Origin of the sequence: Azohydromonas aeria, from assembly GCF_009760915.1 — a bacterium.
GTDB classification, from domain to species: Bacteria; Pseudomonadota; Gammaproteobacteria; order Burkholderiales; family Burkholderiaceae_C; genus Azohydromonas; species Azohydromonas aeria.
Genome location: NZ_VIDQ01000010.1, coordinates 1 through 18,726, shown reverse-complemented (window position 1 = coordinate 18,726; position 18,726 = coordinate 1). Strand labels below are relative to the sequence as shown.

General features: G+C 73.1%; 19 protein-coding genes and 1 other RNA gene. 13 read left to right on the top strand and 7 right to left on the bottom strand.

Features of this window, described 5'->3' with window-relative positions:
• Positions 1–67 precede the first annotated feature (67 nt).
• From pyrC to FJ694_RS08070, 3 genes are read left to right on the top strand one after another with little or no spacing between them, the layout of a single operon-like run.
• Positions 68–1,108 carry a dihydroorotase gene (gene pyrC, locus FJ694_RS08080; protein ID WP_198320763.1) on the top strand — a complete coding sequence of 347 codons (1,041 nt, stop codon included), beginning with the start codon at positions 68–70 and terminating at the stop codon, positions 1,106–1,108.
• Positions 1,105–2,007, top strand: coding sequence for an NYN domain-containing protein (locus FJ694_RS08075; protein WP_157265887.1), 903 nt, complete (start codon positions 1,105–1,107; stop codon positions 2,005–2,007). Before pyrC ends, FJ694_RS08075 begins: the two co-directional genes overlap by 4 nt.
• Positions 2,004–2,843: a DUF3025 domain-containing protein gene (locus FJ694_RS08070; RefSeq protein WP_198320762.1), complete on the top strand. Its 840-nt coding sequence runs from the start codon at positions 2,004–2,006 to the stop codon at positions 2,841–2,843. Before FJ694_RS08075 ends, FJ694_RS08070 begins: the two co-directional genes overlap by 4 nt.
• Here FJ694_RS08070 and FJ694_RS08065 read toward each other — a convergent pair.
• Both FJ694_RS08065 and cysK read right to left on the bottom strand, forming a co-directional pair.
• A complete protein-coding gene (locus tag FJ694_RS08065; RefSeq protein WP_157265884.1) occupies positions 2,756–3,757 on the bottom strand; it encodes a GGDEF domain-containing protein in 1,002 nt (333 codons plus the stop codon). The two genes, FJ694_RS08070 and FJ694_RS08065, sit on opposite strands and share 88 nt — an antisense overlap.
• An 81-nt stretch (positions 3,758–3,838) precedes the next feature.
• Positions 3,839–4,756 (bottom strand): cysteine synthase A, encoded by a 918-nt coding sequence (gene cysK, locus FJ694_RS08060; RefSeq protein ID WP_157265880.1) that lies wholly within the window; start codon positions 4,754–4,756, stop codon positions 3,839–3,841.
• Positions 4,757–4,796: 40 nt separating this feature from the next.
• On the opposite strand from cysK, the gene rnpB reads away from it, so the two are divergent.
• An RNA gene (gene rnpB, locus FJ694_RS08055) (RNase P RNA component class A) lies at positions 4,797–5,178 on the top strand.
• Positions 5,179–5,223: 45 nt separating this feature from the next.
• On the opposite strand, the gene FJ694_RS08050 is transcribed toward rnpB, so the two are convergent.
• The 4 genes from FJ694_RS08050 to FJ694_RS08035 all read right to left on the bottom strand — a co-directional run bounded on the left by FJ694_RS08050 (position 5,224) and on the right by FJ694_RS08035 (position 8,426).
• A complete protein-coding gene (locus FJ694_RS08050; RefSeq protein WP_157265877.1) occupies positions 5,224–6,096 on the bottom strand; it encodes an NAD(P)H-hydrate dehydratase in 873 nt (290 codons plus the stop codon).
• Between the two features lie 85 nt (positions 6,097–6,181).
• A complete protein-coding gene (locus FJ694_RS08045; protein ID WP_157265874.1) occupies positions 6,182–6,970 on the bottom strand; it encodes a histidine phosphatase family protein in 789 nt (262 codons plus the stop codon).
• 271 nt (positions 6,971–7,241) lie between these two features.
• On the bottom strand, positions 7,242–8,204 hold the full coding sequence (locus FJ694_RS08040) for an NAD(P)/FAD-dependent oxidoreductase (RefSeq protein WP_198320761.1): 963 nt from the start codon (positions 8,202–8,204) through the stop codon (positions 7,242–7,244).
• A gap of 15 nt (positions 8,205–8,219) precedes the next feature.
• Positions 8,220–8,426 carry a hypothetical protein gene (locus tag FJ694_RS08035; RefSeq protein WP_157265871.1) on the bottom strand — a complete coding sequence of 69 codons (207 nt, stop codon included), beginning with the start codon at positions 8,424–8,426 and terminating at the stop codon, positions 8,220–8,222.
• 164 nt (positions 8,427–8,590) lie between these two features.
• Between FJ694_RS08035 and FJ694_RS08030 the strand changes: the two genes are divergently transcribed.
• Entirely contained in the window at positions 8,591–9,574 is a 984-nt protein-coding gene (locus FJ694_RS08030; RefSeq protein ID WP_157265868.1) for an MBL fold metallo-hydrolase, read from the top strand.
• 97 nt (positions 9,575–9,671) lie between these two features.
• Here the strand turns inward: FJ694_RS08030 and FJ694_RS08025 are convergent, their stop codons facing one another.
• Complete coding sequence (locus tag FJ694_RS08025; protein ID WP_157265865.1) at positions 9,672–9,953, bottom strand: hypothetical protein; 282 nt, start codon at positions 9,951–9,953, stop codon at positions 9,672–9,674.
• 295 nt (positions 9,954–10,248) lie between these two features.
• Between FJ694_RS08025 and FJ694_RS08020 the strand changes: the two genes are divergently transcribed.
• The 8 genes from FJ694_RS08020 to FJ694_RS07985 form a co-directional block, all read left to right on the top strand.
• Positions 10,249–10,689: a division/cell wall cluster transcriptional repressor MraZ gene (locus FJ694_RS08020; protein ID WP_157265862.1), complete on the top strand. Its 441-nt coding sequence runs from the start codon at positions 10,249–10,251 to the stop codon at positions 10,687–10,689.
• Positions 10,689–11,702 (top strand): 16S rRNA (cytosine(1402)-N(4))-methyltransferase RsmH, encoded by a 1,014-nt coding sequence (gene rsmH / locus FJ694_RS08015; protein WP_157265859.1) that lies wholly within the window; start codon positions 10,689–10,691, stop codon positions 11,700–11,702. Before FJ694_RS08020 ends, rsmH begins: the two co-directional genes overlap by 1 nt.
• Positions 11,699–11,980: a cell division protein FtsL gene (ftsL, locus tag FJ694_RS08010; protein WP_157265856.1), complete on the top strand. Its 282-nt coding sequence runs from the start codon at positions 11,699–11,701 to the stop codon at positions 11,978–11,980. The genes rsmH and ftsL overlap by 4 nt, the downstream gene beginning before the upstream one ends.
• Entirely contained in the window at positions 11,977–13,752 is a 1,776-nt protein-coding gene (locus FJ694_RS08005) for a peptidoglycan D,D-transpeptidase FtsI family protein (protein WP_157265852.1), read from the top strand. The genes ftsL and FJ694_RS08005 overlap by 4 nt, the downstream gene beginning before the upstream one ends.
• Before the next feature lie 94 nt (positions 13,753–13,846).
• Positions 13,847–15,379, top strand: coding sequence for a UDP-N-acetylmuramoyl-L-alanyl-D-glutamate--2,6-diaminopimelate ligase (locus tag FJ694_RS08000; protein ID WP_157265849.1), 1,533 nt, complete (start codon positions 13,847–13,849; stop codon positions 15,377–15,379).
• Positions 15,380–15,461: 82 nt separating this feature from the next.
• Entirely contained in the window at positions 15,462–16,835 is a 1,374-nt protein-coding gene (locus FJ694_RS07995; RefSeq protein WP_157265846.1) for a UDP-N-acetylmuramoyl-tripeptide--D-alanyl-D-alanine ligase, read from the top strand.
• Positions 16,835–18,016: a phospho-N-acetylmuramoyl-pentapeptide-transferase gene (gene mraY, locus FJ694_RS07990; RefSeq protein WP_157265843.1), complete on the top strand. Its 1,182-nt coding sequence runs from the start codon at positions 16,835–16,837 to the stop codon at positions 18,014–18,016. The genes FJ694_RS07995 and mraY overlap by 1 nt, the downstream gene beginning before the upstream one ends.
• A gap of 24 nt (positions 18,017–18,040) precedes the next feature.
• The coding region (locus tag FJ694_RS07985; RefSeq protein ID WP_375140203.1) for a Mur ligase family protein at positions 18,041–18,726 on the top strand (686 nt) is incomplete at its 3' end.

The following is an 18,726-nucleotide window of genomic DNA, read 5'->3' as shown; positions in this document are numbered from 1 at the left end:
GGGGCAGGCGTCGGCATTGTTGCCGCTGCGCCCGGGGCGGGCAGACCCGGGTGAGAAAATCCGCCCCATGAACGCCCCGCAAACGCTCACCTTCACCCGCCCCGACGACTGGCACCTGCACGTGCGCGACGGCGCGGCGCTGCAGTCGGTCGTGCCGCACACGGCGCGCCAGTTCGGCCGCGCCATCGTCATGCCCAACCTGCGCCCGCCCGTGACCACCGCCGAGCAGGCCGTGGCCTACCGCGAGCGCATCCTCGCCGCCGTGCCGGCGGGCACGGCCTTCGAGCCGCTCATGACGCTGTACCTCACCGACCGGCTGCCGCCCGAGGAGATCGTGCGCGCCAGGGCCGCCGGCGTCGTTGCCGTGAAGCTGTACCCGGCCGGCGCCACCACCAACTCCGACGCCGGCGTCACCGACATCCGGCTGACCTACCCGACGCTGGAGGCCATGCAGCGCGAGGGCCTGAAGCTGCTGGTGCACGGCGAGGTCACCAACGCCGACATCGACCTCTTCGACCGCGAGGCGGTGTTCATCGACCGCGTGCTCATCCCGCTGCGGCGCGACTTCCCGGAACTGAAGATCGTCTTCGAGCACATCACCACGCGCGAGGCCGCGCAGTACGTGGCCGAGGCCGACGCCTTCACCGCCGCCACCATCACCGCGCACCACCTGCTCTACAACCGCAACGCCATCTTCACCGGCGGCATCCGCCCGCATTACTACTGCCTGCCCGTGCTCAAGCGCGAGGAGCACCGCCAGGCACTGGTGCAGGCCGCCACCTCCGGCAGCGCGAAGTTCTTCCTGGGCACCGACAGCGCCCCGCACGCGGCGCACCTCAAGGAGCACGCCAGCGGCTGTGCCGGCTGCTACACGGCGCTCTCCGCGCTGGAGCTGTACGCGCAGGCGTTCGAGGACGCCGGCGCGCTCGACAAGCTGGAGGGCTTCGCCAGCCTGCACGGCCCGGACTTCTACGGCCTGCCGCGCAACGAAGGCAGCGTCACCCTGGTGCGCGAGGACTGGACCCTGCCCGAAACCGTGCCCTTCGGCGACGCGGCGCTGAAGCCGCTGTGCGCGGGCGAGGTGCTGCGCTGGAAGCTGGCGGCATGACGCCGCGGGACGCGGCGGCGCCCGAGGCGCGCATCGCGCTGCTGATCGACGCCGACAACGCGCCCGCGTCCCGGATCGAGCTGATCCTGGCGGAGCTGGCGAAATTCGGCGTGGCCAACATCCGCCGCGCCTACGGCAACTGGAAGAAGAGCGAGCTCAAGGGCTGGGAGGCGGTGCTGCACGAGTACGCCATCCGGCCCATCCAGCAGTTCGACCACAGCAAGGGCAAGAACGCCACGGACATGGTCATGGCCATCGAGGCCCTGGACCTGCTCTACACCGACCGGCCGCAGGTCTTCGCCCTGGTGTCGAGCGACGCCGACTTCACGCCGCTGGTGATGCACCTGCGCGCCAAGGGCGCCACGGTGCTGGGCTTCGGCGCGCAGAAGACTCCCAAGCCCTTCGTCAACGCCTGCTCGCGCTTCCTGTACCTGGAAAGCCTGGGCCAGCCGGCCGAGATGGTCGCCGCGCCCGCGCCGGCCGAGCCCACGGCGCCCCCGGAGCCTGCGGCGCCGGCCGTGCCGGCGGCGAAGAAGGCGCGCCGCAAGGCGGCCAGCGCCGTCGCTGCCGAGCTGCCCCCGCCACCCGCGCCGGAGCCGCTGCCGGCGCCGGCCGCCGCCGCGATCGCGCCGCAGCCGGGCAACGTGCTGCGCCAGGACGCGCGGCTGGTGAGCCTGCTGCGCAACGCCGTGGAGGGCGCCTCCGGCGACGACGGCTGGAGCCACCTTGGAGCGGTGGGCACGCTGATCCGCAACCAGGCCTCCTTCGACCCGCGCAACCACGGCTACAAGAAGCTGGCCGACCTGATCGAGGCGATCCAGCTGTTCGAGGTGCGGCGCCAGGGCCAGGCGGTGCAGCTGCGCGACAAGCGCCAGGGCCGCTTCGCCGGCCCGGCATGAGCGCGCCGCGCGGGATGCGCCTGCCCGTGGCGCGGCTGCCCGCCCACGAGGCTTTCAGCCGCATCGACTGGACACGGCCCTGGCTGGCGCCATACCGCGCTGACGGCGAGCCGGCCTGCGCCGCGGTGCTCGCCGGCGCGAGCGTGGCGCAGGCGCTCAATGCGCGGCTGGCGCTGCGGTCCGGGCCGCCGCTGCGGCTGGACGCCGGCCCCCTGCGCTTCGTGCCCCAGGCCGAGCTGCCCGCCGGCGAGGCCTACGAAAGCTTCATCTTCCGCAGCGGCGCCGTGCCCACGCGCGACCACCTGCACGACTTCTTCAACGGGCTGGTCTGGCTGGCCGAGCCGGCATTGAAGCTCCGGCTCAACGCGCTGCATGCCGGCGTGCTGGCCGGGGAGGGCGTGCAGCCGCGGCGCAGCCCGCTGCGCGACGCGCTGACGCTGCTCGACGAGAGCGGCGCGCTGCTGCAGGCGCCGCCCGACGCGGTGGAGCTGCTGCGCGCGCGGCGCTGGCACGAGCTGCTGGCGGCGCAGCGCCCGCGCTGGGACCGCGGCGAAATCCGCCTGCGCGTGGTCGGCCACGCGCTGCTGGAGCAGCTGGTGCAGCCCTACAAGGGCATCACGGCCCAGGTCTGGCCCGGGGGCGGCGCGGCGGCGCTGGAGGCGGGATGGCAGGCGCTGCAGCCCCGGCCCTTCCTGCCGCTGCCGCTGCTGGGCGTGCCGGGGTGGTGGGCCAATGCCGCGCCCGGCTTCTACGACGACGCGGCGGTGTTCAGGCCGCTGCCGTCGCTGGGGCGGGCCGGCTCGCTGCGGTCGCGGCCGAGCAGCTTGGCGCGGTAGAGCGCGCGGTCGGCGCGCGTGATGAGGCTGTCCATGCCGTCGCCGGGCAGCGCCTGCGCCACGCCGGCGGAGAAGCCGAAGCGCAGCGCCTGGCCCGGCTCCAGATCCAGCGCCAGCAGCCCCTGGCGCAGCCGGACGGTGATCTCCAGCGCCTGCTCCAGGCACGCGCCCGGCGTCAGCAGCAGGAACTCCTCGCCGCCGATGCGCCCGAACAGGTCGCCGTCGCGCAGCTTGCCGCGCACCTGCTGCGCGAAGCTGCGCAGCACCGCGTCGCCCACGGTGTGGCCGTGGCCGTCGTTGATGCGCTTGAAGTGGTCCAGGTCGATCAGCGCCAGGCTGCAGGGCTGCGCGGTGGCCTCGCAGCAGTCCAGCAGCGCCTGGCCGGACTCGAAGACGTGGCGCCGGTTGGGCGCGCCGGTGAGCATGTCGGTGCGGGCGTCACTTTCGGCCTGGGCCCGGGCCTGGCGCAGCCGCTGCTCGCCGTCTTTCAGCGGCGTGATGTCGGTGGCCACGCACAGCAGCCAGCCTTCGGGCAGCAGCGTCTCGGTCATGCGCACCCAGCCGCCTTCGAGCGTGTCCGTCTCGAAGGCGCGGAAGGGCCGGCTGCGCCGGCGCGGCAGGATGTTGCCGAGAAACTCCTCGATGTCGCCGCAGTCGATGCGCACGCCGATGCCGCGCTCGAAGCCGTGGCGCATCACGTCGGCAAAGGGGGCGGGCAGCGCCAGCCCGTCGAGGAAGCGCTGCGCGTAGGCCGGGTTGCACCAGCACAGCCGGTCGTCGGCGTCGTACAGCGCCGCCAGCAGCTCGCTGGCCGAGAGCGCGTCCAGCAGCGCCGCGGCCACCGCGGGCGGCGGCATCCCGGCGGACGCCGGGATGGTGAAAGGGGTTTCGGACGACGGCTTCTTTTTCTTCACGGGCGGCAGCCGGCAACGAGTCGGGAGCTTATTGCGCCACAGGCAAGAAACGGGCGCGGGCGCGCCCGGGACGGCAGCGGCTCACTCGGCGGGCAGGAAGCCCTCGATGGAGAGGTAGCGCTCGCCGGTGTCGTAGTTGAAGCCCAGCACGCGGCTGCCCGCGGGCAGGTCGGGCAGCTTCTGGGCGATGGCAGTGAGCGTGGCGCCGCTGGAGATGCCCACCAGGATGCCTTCCTCGCGCGCGCAGCGGCGCGCCATCTCGCGCGCGGCCTCGGCATCGACCTGGATCACGCCGTCGAGCAGCCCGGTCTTGAGGTTGTTGGGGACGAAGCCCGCGCCGATGCCCTGGATCGGGTGCGGCGAGGGCTGCCCGCCGCTGATCACGGGCGAGGCCGCCGGCTCGACCGCGAACACCTTCAGGTTCGGCCACTTCTCCTTGAGCACCTGCGCGCAGCCGCTGATGTGGCCGCCCGTGCCCACGCCGGTGATGAGCACGTCCAGCCCCTCGGGGAAGTCGGCCAGGATCTCCTGCGCCGTGGTGCGCGCGTGCACCTCGACGTTGGCCGGGTTGTCGAACTGCTGCGGCATCCAGCTGCCCGGCGTGGTGGCGACGAGCTCCTGGGCGCGGGCGATGGAGCCCTTCATGCCCTTCTCGCGCGGCGTGAGCTCGAACTTCGCGCCGTAGGCCAGCATCAGGCGGCGGCGCTCGACGCTCATGCTGTCGGGCATCACCAGCACCAGCTTGTAGCCCTTGACCGCCGCCACCATCGCCAGCCCGATGCCCGTGTTGCCCGAGGTGGGCTCGATGATGGTGCCGCCGGGCTGGAGCAGCCCGTCGCGTTCGGCCGCTTCGACCATGGCCAGCGCGATGCGGTCCTTGATCGAGCCGCCGGGGTTGCTGCGCTCGGACTTGATCCAGACCTCGGCGCCGCCGAAGAGGCGCTGCATGCGGATGTGCGGCGTGGCGCCGATGGTGTCGAGGATGGTGTTGGCCTTCATGGGAGGCTCCCTTCTTGCGTGGGGCGATAATGCCGGTCGTGAAGCAGGCCAGACCGCCGCTGGTGCACCACGCCGCAAGGCGGCACTGGAGGAAGGTCCGGACTGCACAGGGCAGCGTAGCAGCTAACGGCTGTCCGCCGCGAGGCGAGGATCAGAGCAACAGAGACGAGTCGGCCCCCGCGCGAGGCGCCAGTGTCCCTTCACGGGGAGACCAGCCACGCGCGGGGAAGCCGGGTGAAACGGGCAATCTCTACGCGCAGCAACACCAAATAGGCCGGCTATGAGGCGGCCCGCGGAGCCGGCGGGTAGGTGGCACCGAGCCGTGCGAGCGATCCACGGCCCAGAGGAATGGCGGTCACGGAAGCGGCGTCCGCAAGGACGTTGCGTCCGCACAGAATCCGGCCCATCGGCCTGCTTCACACCACACAGCGACAGGTACGCCGGCGGCAGCGCCGCCGGCGCTGCCCTCACGTCCCCGTATCCATCAGGTGCGGAATTTCCGCCGCGAGCTCGCGCGCGAGGAAGCCCAGGCCGCCCATGCGTGCGGCGAGCTGCTCGCCGGCGCGCGCGTGCAGCGCCACGCCCCACACCGCGGCCTGCTCCAGCGGCGTGCCGCGCGCCACCAGCCCGGCGATGAGCCCGGCCAGGATGTCGCCCGAGCCCGAGGTGGCCAGGCCCGGGTTGCCGCCCTCGTGGCGCCAGAGCCGCCCGTCGGGCGCGGCGATGTGCGTGGTCGCGCCCTTGAGCACCACCACGGCGTGCAGCCGCCGCGCGGAGTCCGCGGCGCAGCGCGCGGGGTCGGCCTGCACCTCGTCCTTGGCCTCGCCGCAGAGCTTGGCCATCTCGCCGGCGTGCGGCGTGAGCAGCAGGCCCCCTGCGCGCGGCGGCACGTGCGCCGCGGCGCACAGGCCCAGCGCGTCCAGGATCAGCGGCAGCTCGGGCGGCAAGTGCTGCAGCAAGGTCTGCACGAAGCGCGGCGCGGCCGCCTCGTCCTGCAGCCCGGGGCCGTAGAGCAGGGCGTTGATGCGCGGCGCCAGCGGCGCCAGCAGCGGCGCGCCCGACGCGTCCAGCCCCCCGCCGGCCGTCTCCGGCAGTCCCATCACGCGCGCCTCGGGCAGCGCCATGGCCATGGCCAGCGCCATGCGCTGCACGGTGGCGACGGTGAGCTTGCCCGCGCCGGCGCGCAGCGCGGCGGTGCCGGCCAGCAGCACCGCGCCGGGAATCTCGGCGCTGCCGCCGACCACCACGGTGCGGCCGCGCTCCTCCTTGTCGCTCTGCGCGGAAGGTTTCGCCAGCGGCCAGGCGCGCAGCAGCTCGTCGTCAACGGCGATCGGGTCCATGGGCGTGTTCGTCGTGGTTCGTCATGGTTGGTCGTGGGAAGGGCCGGGGCGCCGGCACGCGCGTGCAGCGGCTGCGGCGCGGCGCTCAGGACTTGGGCGCGGCGGGCACGTCGGGCTCGGCCGTGACCGGGGCGCCGGCCTGGCGCAGCGGCGAGACGAAGTTGAGCTGGCGCAGCACCAGGCGGCCGCGCTTGCCCGCGGCCGGGTCGAAGGCGTAGCTGGTGAGGCCGCAGTTGGGCACGTCGGCCTGGCGGTCCACGTCCAGGATCTGCGCCTCGTCCATGCGCTCGATGAGGTAGCGCAGGCAGTTCACGACCACCTGGTGCGCCACGATCAGCACGCGCTCGCGCCGGTACTCGCGCACCACCGTCTCCAGCAGGCTGCGCAGGCGCAGGATCACGTCGCACCAGCTCTCGCCGCCAGGCGGGCGGAAGTAGAACTTGCCGACATGGCGGCGCTGCTCGCTGAGCTCGGGGTACTTGAGCTGGATGCCGTGCCGCGTGAGCCGGTCGAGCAGGCCGAACTCCTTCTCGCGCAGCCGCTCGTCGACGATCCAGCTCACGTCCTCGCAGGCCATGCCCGCGGCTTCGAGCACCAGCTGCGCCGTCTGGCGCGCACGCACGTAGGGCGAGCACAGCACGATGTTGGGCTTCTCGCCGGGCGGCAGCGCGCCGAACCAGTCGCCCAGCGCCTGCGCCTGGTGGCGGCCCAGGTCGGACAGCGGCACGTCCACGTCACGCTCGGCGATGTCGATCAGCGGCAGCCCGGCGGACTCGGCCAGGTCGCGCGCCACGTTGCCGGCGCTCTGGCCGTGGCGCACGATCCACAGCACGTCGGGCCATTTCTGTTCGAAGGCGGTTTGCGGAAGGTTCAAGGCGGTATCGGGAGTGGCGGTGGAGCTGCGGCGCCAATGCCGGCCGCTTCGCCGCACGGTCGGGGCGATGCGCCGGATGCAAGAGGCCAGGGGGCCAAGCCGGGCGGGCGGAGGCGGCGGAAGGCGGGGCGGCGAGAGACGTCCGGCAGCGTCGGGTCCTCACCCACGAGGAGCAGGACCGGAGCCGACCCGGCTGTGCGCAGCGCGCCCGTCACGGCTTGGCAAGGGAGTTTCGGCAACCGACGTGCCCGCGCGGCGTGGCGCGGTGGCGTCAGCCGGGCAGGCCCAGCTCGCGGTGCAGCGCCGCGGCGGCGATGGCGGCGCCGCCGGTGGCCACCGTGATCTGGTTGAGGCTTTGCGCCACGTCGCCCACGGCGTACAGGCCCTCGATGCTGGTGCGCTGGCGCGCGTCGGTGACGAGGTAGCCGTCGTCGTCGTGGTCCGCGCCCAGCTCGGTGGCCAGGCGCGAGTGCACGCGCAGCCCCAGCGCGCCGTAGATCGCGTCGCAGTCGTCGGTGCCGGCCTCGTGCTCGATGCGCACGCCGCCGTCCCCACGCAGGCGCAGCGCGCGCACGGGGGCGGGCTGCAGCGCCACGCCGGCGCCGTCCAGGCGCTGGCGGTCCTCCCCGGACAGCTCCACGGGCTGCGTGAAGTAGAGCGTCACGCGTTCGCTGAAGTGGCGCAGGTACAGGGCCTCGCGCACGCCGGCGCAGCGGTCGGTGAGCACGCCCACCGCGCTGCCGATGACCTCGAAGCCGTCGCACACCGGGCAGTAGCGCAGCGCGCCCTCGCGCAGCGCCTGCGCCAGGTGCGGCATGGCCGGCTCGTTGTCGCTCACGCCGGTAGCCAGCAGCACACGGCGGCAGCGCAGCGGCGCGCGGCCGGCCTCGGTGAAGTGCAGCAGGAAGCCGCCGCCCTCGCCGTCGGGCAGGCATTGCAGCCGCTGCACGCAGGCCGTTTCGAGCTGCGCGCCGTAGCGCTCGGCCTGCGCGCGCATGGCCGCCACCAGCTCCTTGCCCACCACGCCGTCCGGATAGCCGGGCATGTTGTGGCTGCGCGGGATCTTCACGGCGCGGCTGCTGCCGGCGTCGAGCACGTGCACGCTGCGCCGGAAGCGCGCCAGGTAGATGGCGCCGGTGAGCCCGGCCGGGCCGCCGCCGACCACCGCCACTTCGCAATCGAAGTTTTCATTGGCCGGCATGCCGGGGGCCAGGGTGTCCGGGGCGTGGGTCATCGGCCGGCCGTGCGCTCAGGCGCCGCCGATGCCGACGTTGACCTTGCCGGTGCCGCCGCAGTCCGGGCAGGCGCTGGCGCCGAGCTGGCCGCTGCCGCCGCATTTCGGGCACACGTCCTCGCCGGTGCCGGGCGTGCCCGGGGCCGCCTGGTCGCCCGGGTTCATGGGCGTGCGGGCCGCGGCATCGGTGGCGGGCGGGGTGTTGCTGGATTCGGCGCTCATCGAGATCTCCTCTGTCAGGGGGTCTGCGCCAGCGGCAAGCGTTGTTCCCCGGCGCGCAGCCACTGCACGGCCGGACACCCGGGAACAAGCCGGAAACGGGCCGGGAATCGGCCTGGGAGCGGCAGGGAAGCATTCGGGAATGGGTCTTGCCGCGGCGGGCCGGCATGGACATCGACCTGCGCCGCCGCCACTGCGCCCGCCTGCTGCTGGGCGGCGGCCTGGCTGGCCTGGGCCTGGGCTGGCCCGGCCGGGCGCCGCGCGCCCAGGCCGAGGCGCCGCCGGTGCTGCGGCTGCCGCTGCCCGTGGCGCCGGGCGGCGCGCCGGCGCCGGCCGGTGCGCCGCAGGGCTCGGTGCTCTTCATCGGCACCGCCACGGTGGTGCTGCAGCTGGGCCCGTTCACGCTGCTGACCGACCCCAACTTCCTGCACCGCGGCGACCACGCGCACCTGGGCTACGGCATCCACTCGCCGCGCCAGACCGACCCGGCGCTGACCATCGAGCAGCTGCCGCCGCTGGACGCGGTGCTGCTGTCGCACTACCACGGCGACCATTTCGACCAGGTGGCCGAGCAGAAGCTCGACAAGCTGCTGCCCATCGTCAGCACGCCGCACGCGGTGCGGCAGCTCGCGCAGCGGGGTTTCCGGTCGCTGCACGGGCTGGCCACCTGGCAGGCCATCGAGCTGGAGAAGGGCGCGGCGCGGCTGCGCATCACGGCGCTGCCGGCGCGCCACGGCCCGCCGGTGCTGCACGCGGCGCTGCCGGAGACGATGGGCAGCCTGGTCGAGCTGCTGGCTCCCGGCGGCGCGCCGGCGTGGCGGCTCTACATCAGCGGCGACACGCTGATCCACGAGGAGCTGGCCGAGATCCCGCGCCGCTTCCCGGACATCGACCTGGCGCTGCTGCACCTGGGCGGCACGCGGCTGTTCGGCGTGCTGCTGACCATGGACGCGGCGCAGGGCGTGCAGGCGCTGCGGCTGATCCAGCCGCGGCGCGCCATCCCGATCCACAACGACGACTACCCGGTCTTCAAGTCCTCGCTGGAGGAGTTCCTGGCCGCGGCGCGCGCCGCCGGGCTGCAGGACAAGGTGCAGGTGCTGCGCGCGGGTGAGCGTTTCAGCTTCGCGGTCCCGGCCGAGCGCTGGCGGTAGCAGGCCGCAGGGCAGGCCGTCGTCGCGTCCGCTCCCGCGGGGCGTGACGCCGCGCCGGCGCGGGTACCATCCGCCCCCCGCGCCGCCGGCCGTCGGCTCAGCGCTTGTCGGCGGCCGGCGGGTCGCTCTCCTGGCCGCCGCCGGTTTCGGGCGGCGTCTGCGCGCCGGGGCGCAGCGTCCAGTCGTGGCTGTCCTTGTCGGTGGCGATCTTCTTGTCGGCGTGCATGGCCGCGCTGGGCGAGATCGGGTCGCTGGCGGGGAAGGTCTCGTCCACCGCCTCGTCGAGCAGTTCCTGGTAGGTCGGCACCCGCTCCTCGGGTTGCTGGCCCTGGCCCTCGTGGCGACGGGCTTCCTGCGGGGTGGATGGGGTGTCGGGCATGGCAGTCCTCCTGCGGGATGAATGACCTGGAGGGCGGCAAGCCCTGTTCCCGCGGCGCGACAAAAAGGGTGTGGAAAAGCCCCGCGCCGAAATTCACCGCAAGACCCTGCGCCCATCTCAGCATTCACTTTCAGTGGGGTCCGCAAGTCCTTATTTCTGCAGCACTTTTTTACTCTCAAACGGCATTCACTTCCACGCCTAACTTGTTGATTTCATTGCATTTTTTCCGCGCAAAAAGTTGACCGGGGTGTGCCACTCCGGTACAGTGGGGAAAAGTGGATGGAAGTGGGGTGTTGTGGCTGTTCATGTCTTTCAGGGTCCTGCGGCGTTGACGCTGGACGGCAAGGGGCGCTTGACCGTCCCGGCCCGTCATCGCGATGCGCTCATGGACCTGTCGGGCGGGCAGCTCACCCTCACCAAGAGTCCGGCGGGTTGCCTGCTGATGTTCCCGCGCCCGGCGTGGGAGCAGTTCCGCGACAAGCTGCTGCAGCTGCCCATGGCGGCTGACGGCTGGCGTCGCGTGTTCCTGGGCAACGCGCTGGATGTGGATATGGATGGCGCCTCGCGTGTGCTGGTGGCGCCGGAGCTGCGCGAGGCCGCCGGGCTGGTGCGTGACGTGATGCTCATCGGCATGGGCTCGCGTCTGGAGCTGTGGGACCGCGCGCGCCTGGCGGCGCACGAGGCGCAGGTCATGGGCTCTGAAATGCCGGCTGCGATCCAGGACTTCGTCGCGTGATGGCTTCTTCTTCTCCCGGGCAACACCTGACGGTGCTGCTGCATGAAACCGTGGACGCCGTGCTCGGCGCGCCCGACGGCGTTTACGTGGACGGCACTTTCGGCCGTGGCGGGCACTCGCGGCTGCTGCTGCAGCGCCTGGGCCCGGGCGGGCGGCTGATCGCGCTGGACCGCGATCCCGAGGCGCTGGCCGCGGCCACCTCGGGCCCGGGCGCGATCGACGACCCGCGCTTTTCGATCCACCACGCCAACTTCGGCGCCATGGCCGAGGTGCTGGCCGATCTGGGCGTGGCGCGGGTGGACGGCGTGATGCTCGACATCGGCGTGTCCTCGCCGCAGATCGACACGCCCGAGCGCGGTTTCAGCTTCCGATTCGACGGTCCGCTCGACATGCGCATGGATCCCACGCGCGGCCAGAGCGCGGCCGATTTCCTGGAGCGCGCCGACGAGCGCGAAATCGCACAGGTGATACGCGACTATGGCGAAGAACGGTTTGCTGGCCCGATTGCAAAGGCGCTTGTGGCTCGCCGGACAGGCGGCCATCCCGTGCGGCGCACCGCCGAGCTGTCCGCCCTCGTGGCTGGTGCGGTCAAGACCCGCGAGCCGGGGCAGGACCCCGCCACACGCACCTTTCAAGCTCTTCGGATTCACGTCAACGGCGAGCTCCAGGAGCTGGAGCAGGGCCTGAGCGCGGCGCTGGCGCTGCTGGCCCCGGGCGGGCGGCTGGCCGTGATCAGCTTCCACTCGCTCGAGGACCGCATCGTCAAGACCTTCATGGCGCGCGAGAGCCGTGCCGAGGTGGACCGGCGCGCGCCCTTCGCACCGCCGGCGCCGTCACGGCTGTGCGCGCCGCAGCGCATCCGCCCCGGCGAAGCCGAGGTCGCGGCCAACCCGCGCTCGCGCTCGGCGGTGCTGCGCGTGGCCGAGCGCACCGAGGTGCCCTTCGACGCCGTCGCCCCGGGCGCGGCGGCGCGCGGCGCGCGCGGCGCGCATGCGGCGGGGAGGGCACGATGACGCGGCTGAACCTGCTGCTGCTGGCCGCGCTGGTGGGCAGCTGCGTCTACCTGGTGCAGGTGGCCTACGAGGGCCGCAAGCTCTACTCCGCGCTGGACCGCGCGCGCACCGAGCAGGCGCTGCTGGAGCGCGACTTCAAGCGGCTGCAGGCCGAGCGCGAGGCGCAGGCCACCTCCAGCCGCGTGGAGAAGACGGCGCGCGAGAAGCTGGCCATGCACACCGCCACGCCGGCCGTGACCTTCTACGTGGACGCCGCGGCGTCGGAGGCGCAGCGATGAGCGCGCTCCATCCGCGCAGTGCCGCCGTGAGCGTGCGCAGCGTCAACTACGCCACCAGCCCGCTGCTGGCGTCCAAGACGCCGCCGTGGCGCTCGCGCTTCCTGGTCGCGCTCGTGGGCGTGGGCTTCGCTGCGCTGCTGGGCCGTGCGGCCTGGGTGCAGGTCGTCAAGACCGACTTCTTCCAGCAAAAGGGCGAGGAGCGCTACGCGCACAAGGAGCCGCTGGTGGCCAGCCGTGGCCGCATCCTTGACCGCAACGGCGCGCTGCTGGCCACGAGCATCGCCACCCACACCGTGGGCGTGAACCGCAAGTACTTCGACGGCGGCGAGGAAGGGCGCCGGCGCCTGGCCTCGGCGCTGGGCATGAAGCCCGCGGAGATCGACAAGCGCTTTGCCGACAGCAGCGGCAACTACGTGCTGCTGCGCCGCCAGGTCGATCCCGAGATGCTGGCCAAGGTCAAGGCCCTCAAGCTCAAGGGCATCGAGGAGGAGACCGACTACGTGCGCCGCTACCCCGAGGGCGAGGCCGCGGCGCACGTGGTGGGCTTCACCGGGCTGGAGGACAACGGGCAGGAGGGCATCGAGCGCGCCTTCCAGCGCGAGCTGCAGGGCCACGACGGCTCGCGCATGGTGGTCAAGGACCGCCTGGGCCGCGTGGTCGAGGACATGGGCCAGCAGCGCGATCCCGTCGACGGCCACGACATCACGCTGTCGCTCGACGCCAAGGTGCAGTTCTTCGCCTACCAGCGCATCCGTGACGCGGTGGCCGAGCACAAGGCCAAGGCCGGCAGCGTGGTCGTGATCGACGTGCGCACCGGCGAGGTGCTGGCGCTGGCCAACTACCCCAGCTACGACCCGGACGTGCGCGGCAAGCTGCGCGGCGAGCAGCTGCGCAACCGCGCCCTGACCGACACCTTCGAGCCGGGCTCGACGATGAAGCCCTTCATCGCCGCACAGGCGCTGGACACCGGCCGCGTGCGCTCGGAGACGCCCGTGGTCACGGCCGCGGGCAGCCTGGTCATCGGCGGCAGCACCATTCGCGACGCGCACCCCCACCCGGTGCTGACGGTGACGGAAGTGATCCAGAAGTCCAGCAACGTCGGCGCGGCGCGGCTGGCCATGCAGATGCCTCCGCGCGAGATGTGGGAGCTCTACTCCAACCTGGGCTTCGGCCAGAAGCCGCAGCTCAAGTTCCCCGGTGCCGTCACGGGCCGGCTGCGCCCGTGGAAGACCTGGAAGCCCATCGAGCAGGCCACCATGTCCTACGGCTACGGACTGTCGGCCTCGCTGCTGCAGATCGCGCAGGCCTACACCGCCTTCGCGCGCGACGGCGAGGTGATCCCGGTGTCGATGTTCAGGCAGGACGCGCCGCCGCCGGGCACGCGCGTGTTCAAGCCGCAGACCGCGCAGCAGGTGCGTCAGATGCTGCAGATGGCCGCCGGCCCCGGCGGCACCGCGCCGCTGGCGCAGACCATCGGCTACTCGGTGGGCGGCAAGAGCGGCACGGCCCACAAGCAGGAGGGGCGCGGTTACGCCAGCAACAAGTACCGCTCCTGGTTCGTGGGCCTGGCGCCCGTGGACAAGCCGCGCGTGATCGTGGCCGTGATGGTCGACGAGCCCAGCAACGGCAAGTACTACGGCGGCGCGGTGGCCGCGCCGGTGTTCAGCCAGGTGGTGCAGCAGACGCTGCGCCTCAAGGGCGTGGAGCCCGACCTGGACGTCAAGTCGCAGATCGTCACCAAGGCCGTGCCGGCCGAGCCGGAGAGCTTCTGATGGCCGCCGCATCGATGCACCGGGCGGTTGCGCCCGTGACGGAAAGCTGCAACGTGACGCGCCGCGGCGCGCGTGGCAGCCAGGGAGGCACGCCATGGCGCTGACCCGCTTCGACGACGCCGAGGCCGCCGCGCAGTGGCTGCGCGAGCGCGTGGCCGGCACGCTGCGCAGCGACAGCCGCCGGCTGCGCGCGGGCGATGCCTTCATGGCCTGGCCCGGCGCCGCGCATGACGCGCGCCGCTTCGTGCCGGGCGCGCTGGCCGCCGGCGCTGCCGCCTGCCTGGTGGCCAGCGAGGGCGTGGAGGCCTTCGGCTTCGACGACCCGCGCATCGCCGCCGTGCCCGGCCTCAAGGCCGCCGCCGGCGTGATCGCCGACCGCTTCTTCGGCTCGCCCAGCGCCGCGCTGCGGCTCGTGGCCAGCACCGGCACCAACGGCAAGACCTCCACCAGCTGGTGGATGGCGCAGGCGCTCACGGCGCTCTCCCGGCGCTGCGCGCTGGTGGGCACGCTGGGCATCGGCGAGCCGCCGCGCGCGGGCAGCGGCGAGGCCGCGGCCATCGAGTTCACCGGGCTGACCACGCCCGACCCGGTCAGCTTCCACGCGGCGCTGCGGCGCTTCGCCGACGCCGGCTTCCAGGCCTGCGCGCTGGAGGCGTCCTCGATCGGGCTGGTCGAGCAGCGCCTGGCCGGCACGCGGCTGGACGTGGCGCTGTTCACCAACTTCACGCGCGACCACCTCGACTTCCACGCCGACATGGCCGCCTACTGGGCCGCCAAGCGCATGCTCTTCGACTGGCCGGGGCTGCGCGCGGCGGTGGTGAACCTCGACGACGCCCAGGGCGCGGCGCTGGTGGGCGAGCTGGGCGTGCGCGGCGACCTCGAGCTCTGGACTTACTCCCTCCACGCGCCGGCGCGGCTGCGCGCCGAGCGCCTGCGCTACGAGGCCGGCGGCCTGGCCTTCGAGCTGGTCGAGGCGGGCTGCGCACCGGTGGCGGTGCGCAGCCGCCTCATCGGCGACTACAACGCCAGCAACCTGCTGGCGGTGCTGGGGGGGCTGCGCGCGCTGGGCGTGCCGCTGGCCGAGGCCGCGGCGGTGGTGCCGCTGCTCACGCCGGTGCCCGGGCGCATGCAGCAGGTGCGCGCGGCCACGGCCGGCTGCGACGGCGCGGCCGACCCGGAGGTGGTGGTGGACTACGCCCACACGCCCGACGCGCTGGAAAAGGCGCTCACGGCGCTGCGCCCGCTGGCCCGCGCCCGGGGCGGGCGGCTGTGGTGCGTGTTCGGTTGCGGCGGCGACCGCGACGCCACGAAGCGGCCGCTGATGGGCGCCATCGCACAACAGCTTGCAGATGACGTCGTCCTGACAAGCGACAATCCGCGGTCCGAGCCACCGGGAGCCATCCTGGCGCAGATCGCAGCCGGGCTGCCGCAGGGCACCCGGGCCGTGGTCATCGAGGACCGGCGCCAGGCCATCCTCGACGCGGTGCGCTCGGCCGACCCCGCCGACGTGCTGCTCATCGCCGGCAAGGGACACGAGGACTACCAGGACATCGGCGGCCGCAAGCTGCCCTTCTCCGACATCGACGAGGCGCTGATCGCGCTGCAGGCGCGACGGGCGCAGCCATGACCCATTCGAACCACATTTCCCCTCTTGCGGCAGCCGCTGGGCGCGGCCCCGCGCGGCCGGGCGGCCTCCATGGGAGGCGCGCATGACCATGCTCACGCTGCGCGAGGCGCAGGCGCTGCTGTCCGCCGCCGCCATCCCCGCCACCCTCGCCGGTGCTCCTGACACGGCGCTGTTGCGCGTGCACACCGACACCCGCACGCTGCAGCCGGGCGACCTGTTCGTCGCGCTGCGCGGCGAGCGCTTCGACGGCCACGACCACCTCGGCGCGGCGCGCGGCGCCGGCGCGGCCGCGGCGATTGCGCAGCACGGGCTGGAGCAAGCGGGATTGCCCGGCCTGTACGTGGGCGACACGCTCGCGGCGCTGCAGGCGCTGGCCGCCGGCTGGCGCGCGCGCTTCGCGGCGCTGCCGCTGATCGCCGTGACCGGCAGCAACGGCAAGACCACCGTCACGCAGATGACGGCGGCGATCCTGCACGCCTGGCTGGGCGACGCGGCGCTGGCCACCGCGGGCAACTTCAACAACCACATCGGCGTGCCGCTGACGCTGCTGCGGCTGCGTGCCGCACACCGCGCGGCCGTGGCCGAGCTGGGCATGAACCACCCCGGCGAGATCGCCGAGCTGGCGGCCCTGGCGCGCCCGACGGTGGCGCTGGTCAACAACGCGCAGCGCGAGCACCAGGAATTCATGGCCTCGGTGGAGGCGGTGGCGCGCGAGAACGGCAGCGTGATCGAGGCGCTGGGCGCCGAGGGCTGCGCCGTGTTCCCGGCCGACGATGCCTTCGCGCCGCTGTGGCGCGAGCTCGCCGGCGCGCGGCGCGTGCTGCGCTTTGGCCCCGGTGGCGAGGTCGGCGGCCAGGCGCAATGGGTCGCGGACCACTGGTCGCTGGCGCTGGACACGCCGCTGGGCTCGGCGCGCCTGGCGCTGCGCCTGCCCGGCGAGCACAACGTGCGCAACGCGCTGGCCGCCGCGGCCTGCGCCCTGGCCGCCGGCGCGCCGCTGGCCGCGGTGGTGCAGGGCCTGGAGGCCTTCGAGCCCGTGGCCGGGCGCTCGCAGATCAGGAAGCTCCTGCGCGGCGGGCGCGAGATCACGCTGGTGGACGACAGCTACAACGCCAATCCGGATTCCGTGCGCGCCGCCATCGAGGTGCTCGCGGCGCTGCCGGGGCCGCGCGCGCTGCTGCTGGGCGACATGGGCGAAGTCGGCGACCAGGGGCCGGCCTTCCATGCCGAGGTCGGCGCCCTGGCGGCGCAGCGCGGCATCGAGAACTTTTATTGCGTGGGCAGCCTGTGCGCGCATGCGGCCCGGGCCTATGGGGCCGGGGCGCGCCATTTCGCCTCGGTCGAGGCGTTGATCGAGGCACTGCCCGACCTGCCCGAGGTCGCCACGGTGCTGATCAAGGGTTCGCGCTTCATGCGCATGGAGCGCGTGCTGCCGTCGCTGGGGGAGCCGGCCTGATGTTGCTCCTTCTGACGCAATGGCTGGCGGAGCTGTACCCGGAGCGGCTGGGTTTCCTGCGCGTGTTCCAGTACCTGACGCTGCGCGCGCTGCTGGCGGCGATGACGGCGCTGCTCATCGGCATCGGCTTCGGGCCGCTGGTCATCCGCAAGCTCGCCGAGCTCAAGATCGGCCAGCCCATCCGCGAGTACGGCGTGGCCGCGCACATGGTCAAGAGCGGCACGCCCACCATGGGCGGCGTGCTCATCCTCCTGGGCATCGCCGTGTCCACGCTGCTGTGGTTCGACTGGGCCAACCGCTTCGTGTGGATCGTGATGATCGTCACCTTCGGCTTCGGCGCCATCGGCTGGGTCGACGACTGGCGCAAGGTGGTGCACAAGAACCCGGAAGGGATGGCCTCGCGCGAGAAGTACTTCTGGCAGTCCGTGATCGGGCTGGTGGCCGCCATCTACCTGGCCTTCAGCGTCAGCGAGACCTCGGCCATGCGCGTGATCGAGCTGTTCGCGCGCTGGGTGGGCAGCGGCTTCTCCAACGAGCTGCCGCCCAAGGCCGACCTGATCGTGCCCTTCTTCAAGACGGTGAGCTACCCGCTGGGGGTGTTCGGCTTCATCGCGCTGACCTACGTCGTGATCGTGGGCGCTTCCAACGCGGTGAACCTCACCGACGGCCTGGACGGGCTGGCGATCATGCCGGTGGTGATGGTGGGCGCGTCGCTGGGCGTGTTCGCCTACGTCACGGGCAGCGCGGTATACAGCCGCTACCTGCTGTTTCCCTACATCCCGGGCGCGGGCGAGCTGCTGGTGTTCACCTCGGCCATGGCCGGCGCGGGGCTGGCCTTCCTGTGGTTCAACGCGCACCCGGCCGAGGTGTTCATGGGCGACGTGGGCGCCCTGGCGCTGGGCGGCGCGCTTGGGACGATCGCCGTGATCACGCGCCAGGAGATCGTGCTGGCGGTCATGGGCGGGGTGTTCGTGGTCGAGGCGCTGTCGGTGATGGCGCAGGTGGCGTGGTTCAAGTACACGAAGAAGCGCTTCGGCGTGGGCCGGCGCATCTTCCTGATGGCGCCGCTGCACCACCACTTCGAGAAGAGCGGCTGGAAGGAGACGCAGGTCGTCATCCGCTTCTGGATCATCACGATGCTGCTGTGCCTGCTGGGCCTGGCCACGCTGAAGCTGCGCTGACAACGACGAAGAAGAACACAGGCCATGAGCTCCCTTGATTTCCCGACGACCTTCACGCCCGTGATGGCGCAGCTGCAGGGCCAGCAGGTGCTGGTGCTCGGCCTGGGCGACTCGGGCCTGGCCATGGCGCGCTGGTGCGCCGCGCACGGCGCGCGCGTGCGGGTGTGGGACTCGCGCGAGCAGCCGCCGCAGGCCGCGGCGCTGCACGCGCAGTGGCCCGGGGTGCCGGTGTTCTCCGGGGAGCTGGCGCTGTCGCAGCTGCAGGGGCTGCAGCTGCTGCTCAAAAGCCCGGGGCTGTCGCCGCACGACGCGCGCATCGAGCCGCTGCTCACCGCCGCGCGCGCCATGGGCGTGCGCATCGAGGGGGAGCTGGGGCTGTTCGCGCGCGCGCTGGCCGAGCTGCGCGCCACGCGCGGCTACGCCCCGCGCGTGCTGGCCATCACCGGCACCAACGGCAAGACCACCGTCACCTCGCTGACCACGCTGCTGCTGCAGCGCTGCGGGCTGCGCGTGGCCACCGCCGGCAACATCGGCCCGACGCTGCTGGACACGCTCTCGCGCGCGCTGGCCCAGGAGACCTTCCCGCAGCCGCCGGCGCCCGACGCCGAGCCGGCGGCCGTGGCGGCCGAGGCCGCCGCAGCGCAGGACGGCGCCGCCGAGCGGCCGCGGGAGGGCGCCGAGCCGGCCGAGGCCGGCCCCGCGCTGCCGCC

What these genes read in the sequence shown, in the direction of transcription:
- FJ694_RS08035 (WP_157265871.1), bottom strand. Translation starts at nt 8,426, where the DNA reads ATGAGCGCCGAATCCAGCAACACCCCGCCCGCCACCGATGCCGCGGCC.
- FJ694_RS08040 (WP_198320761.1), bottom strand. Translation starts at nt 8,204, where the DNA reads ATGACCCACGCCCCGGACACCCTGGCCCCCGGCATGCCGGCCAATGAA.
- FJ694_RS08005 (WP_157265852.1), top strand. Translation starts at nt 11,977, where the DNA reads ATGAGCGCGCTCCATCCGCGCAGTGCCGCCGTGAGCGTGCGCAGCGTC.
- FJ694_RS08050 (WP_157265877.1), bottom strand. Translation starts at nt 6,096, where the DNA reads ATGGACCCGATCGCCGTTGACGACGAGCTGCTGCGCGCCTGGCCGCTG.
- FJ694_RS08030 (WP_157265868.1), top strand. Translation starts at nt 8,591, where the DNA reads ATGGACATCGACCTGCGCCGCCGCCACTGCGCCCGCCTGCTGCTGGGC.
- FJ694_RS08000 (WP_157265849.1), top strand. Translation starts at nt 13,847, where the DNA reads ATGGCGCTGACCCGCTTCGACGACGCCGAGGCCGCCGCGCAGTGGCTG.
- FJ694_RS08070 (WP_198320762.1), top strand. Translation starts at nt 2,004, where the DNA reads ATGAGCGCGCCGCGCGGGATGCGCCTGCCCGTGGCGCGGCTGCCCGCC.
- mraY (WP_157265843.1), top strand. Translation starts at nt 16,835, where the DNA reads ATGTTGCTCCTTCTGACGCAATGGCTGGCGGAGCTGTACCCGGAGCGG.
- rsmH (WP_157265859.1), top strand. Translation starts at nt 10,689, where the DNA reads ATGGCTTCTTCTTCTCCCGGGCAACACCTGACGGTGCTGCTGCATGAA.
- pyrC (WP_198320763.1), top strand. Translation starts at nt 68, where the DNA reads ATGAACGCCCCGCAAACGCTCACCTTCACCCGCCCCGACGACTGGCAC.
- FJ694_RS08075 (WP_157265887.1), top strand. Translation starts at nt 1,105, where the DNA reads ATGACGCCGCGGGACGCGGCGGCGCCCGAGGCGCGCATCGCGCTGCTG.
- ftsL (WP_157265856.1), top strand. Translation starts at nt 11,699, where the DNA reads ATGACGCGGCTGAACCTGCTGCTGCTGGCCGCGCTGGTGGGCAGCTGC.
- FJ694_RS08025 (WP_157265865.1), bottom strand. Translation starts at nt 9,953, where the DNA reads ATGCCCGACACCCCATCCACCCCGCAGGAAGCCCGTCGCCACGAGGGC.
- FJ694_RS07995 (WP_157265846.1), top strand. Translation starts at nt 15,462, where the DNA reads ATGACCATGCTCACGCTGCGCGAGGCGCAGGCGCTGCTGTCCGCCGCC.
- cysK (WP_157265880.1), bottom strand. Translation starts at nt 4,756, where the DNA reads ATGAAGGCCAACACCATCCTCGACACCATCGGCGCCACGCCGCACATC.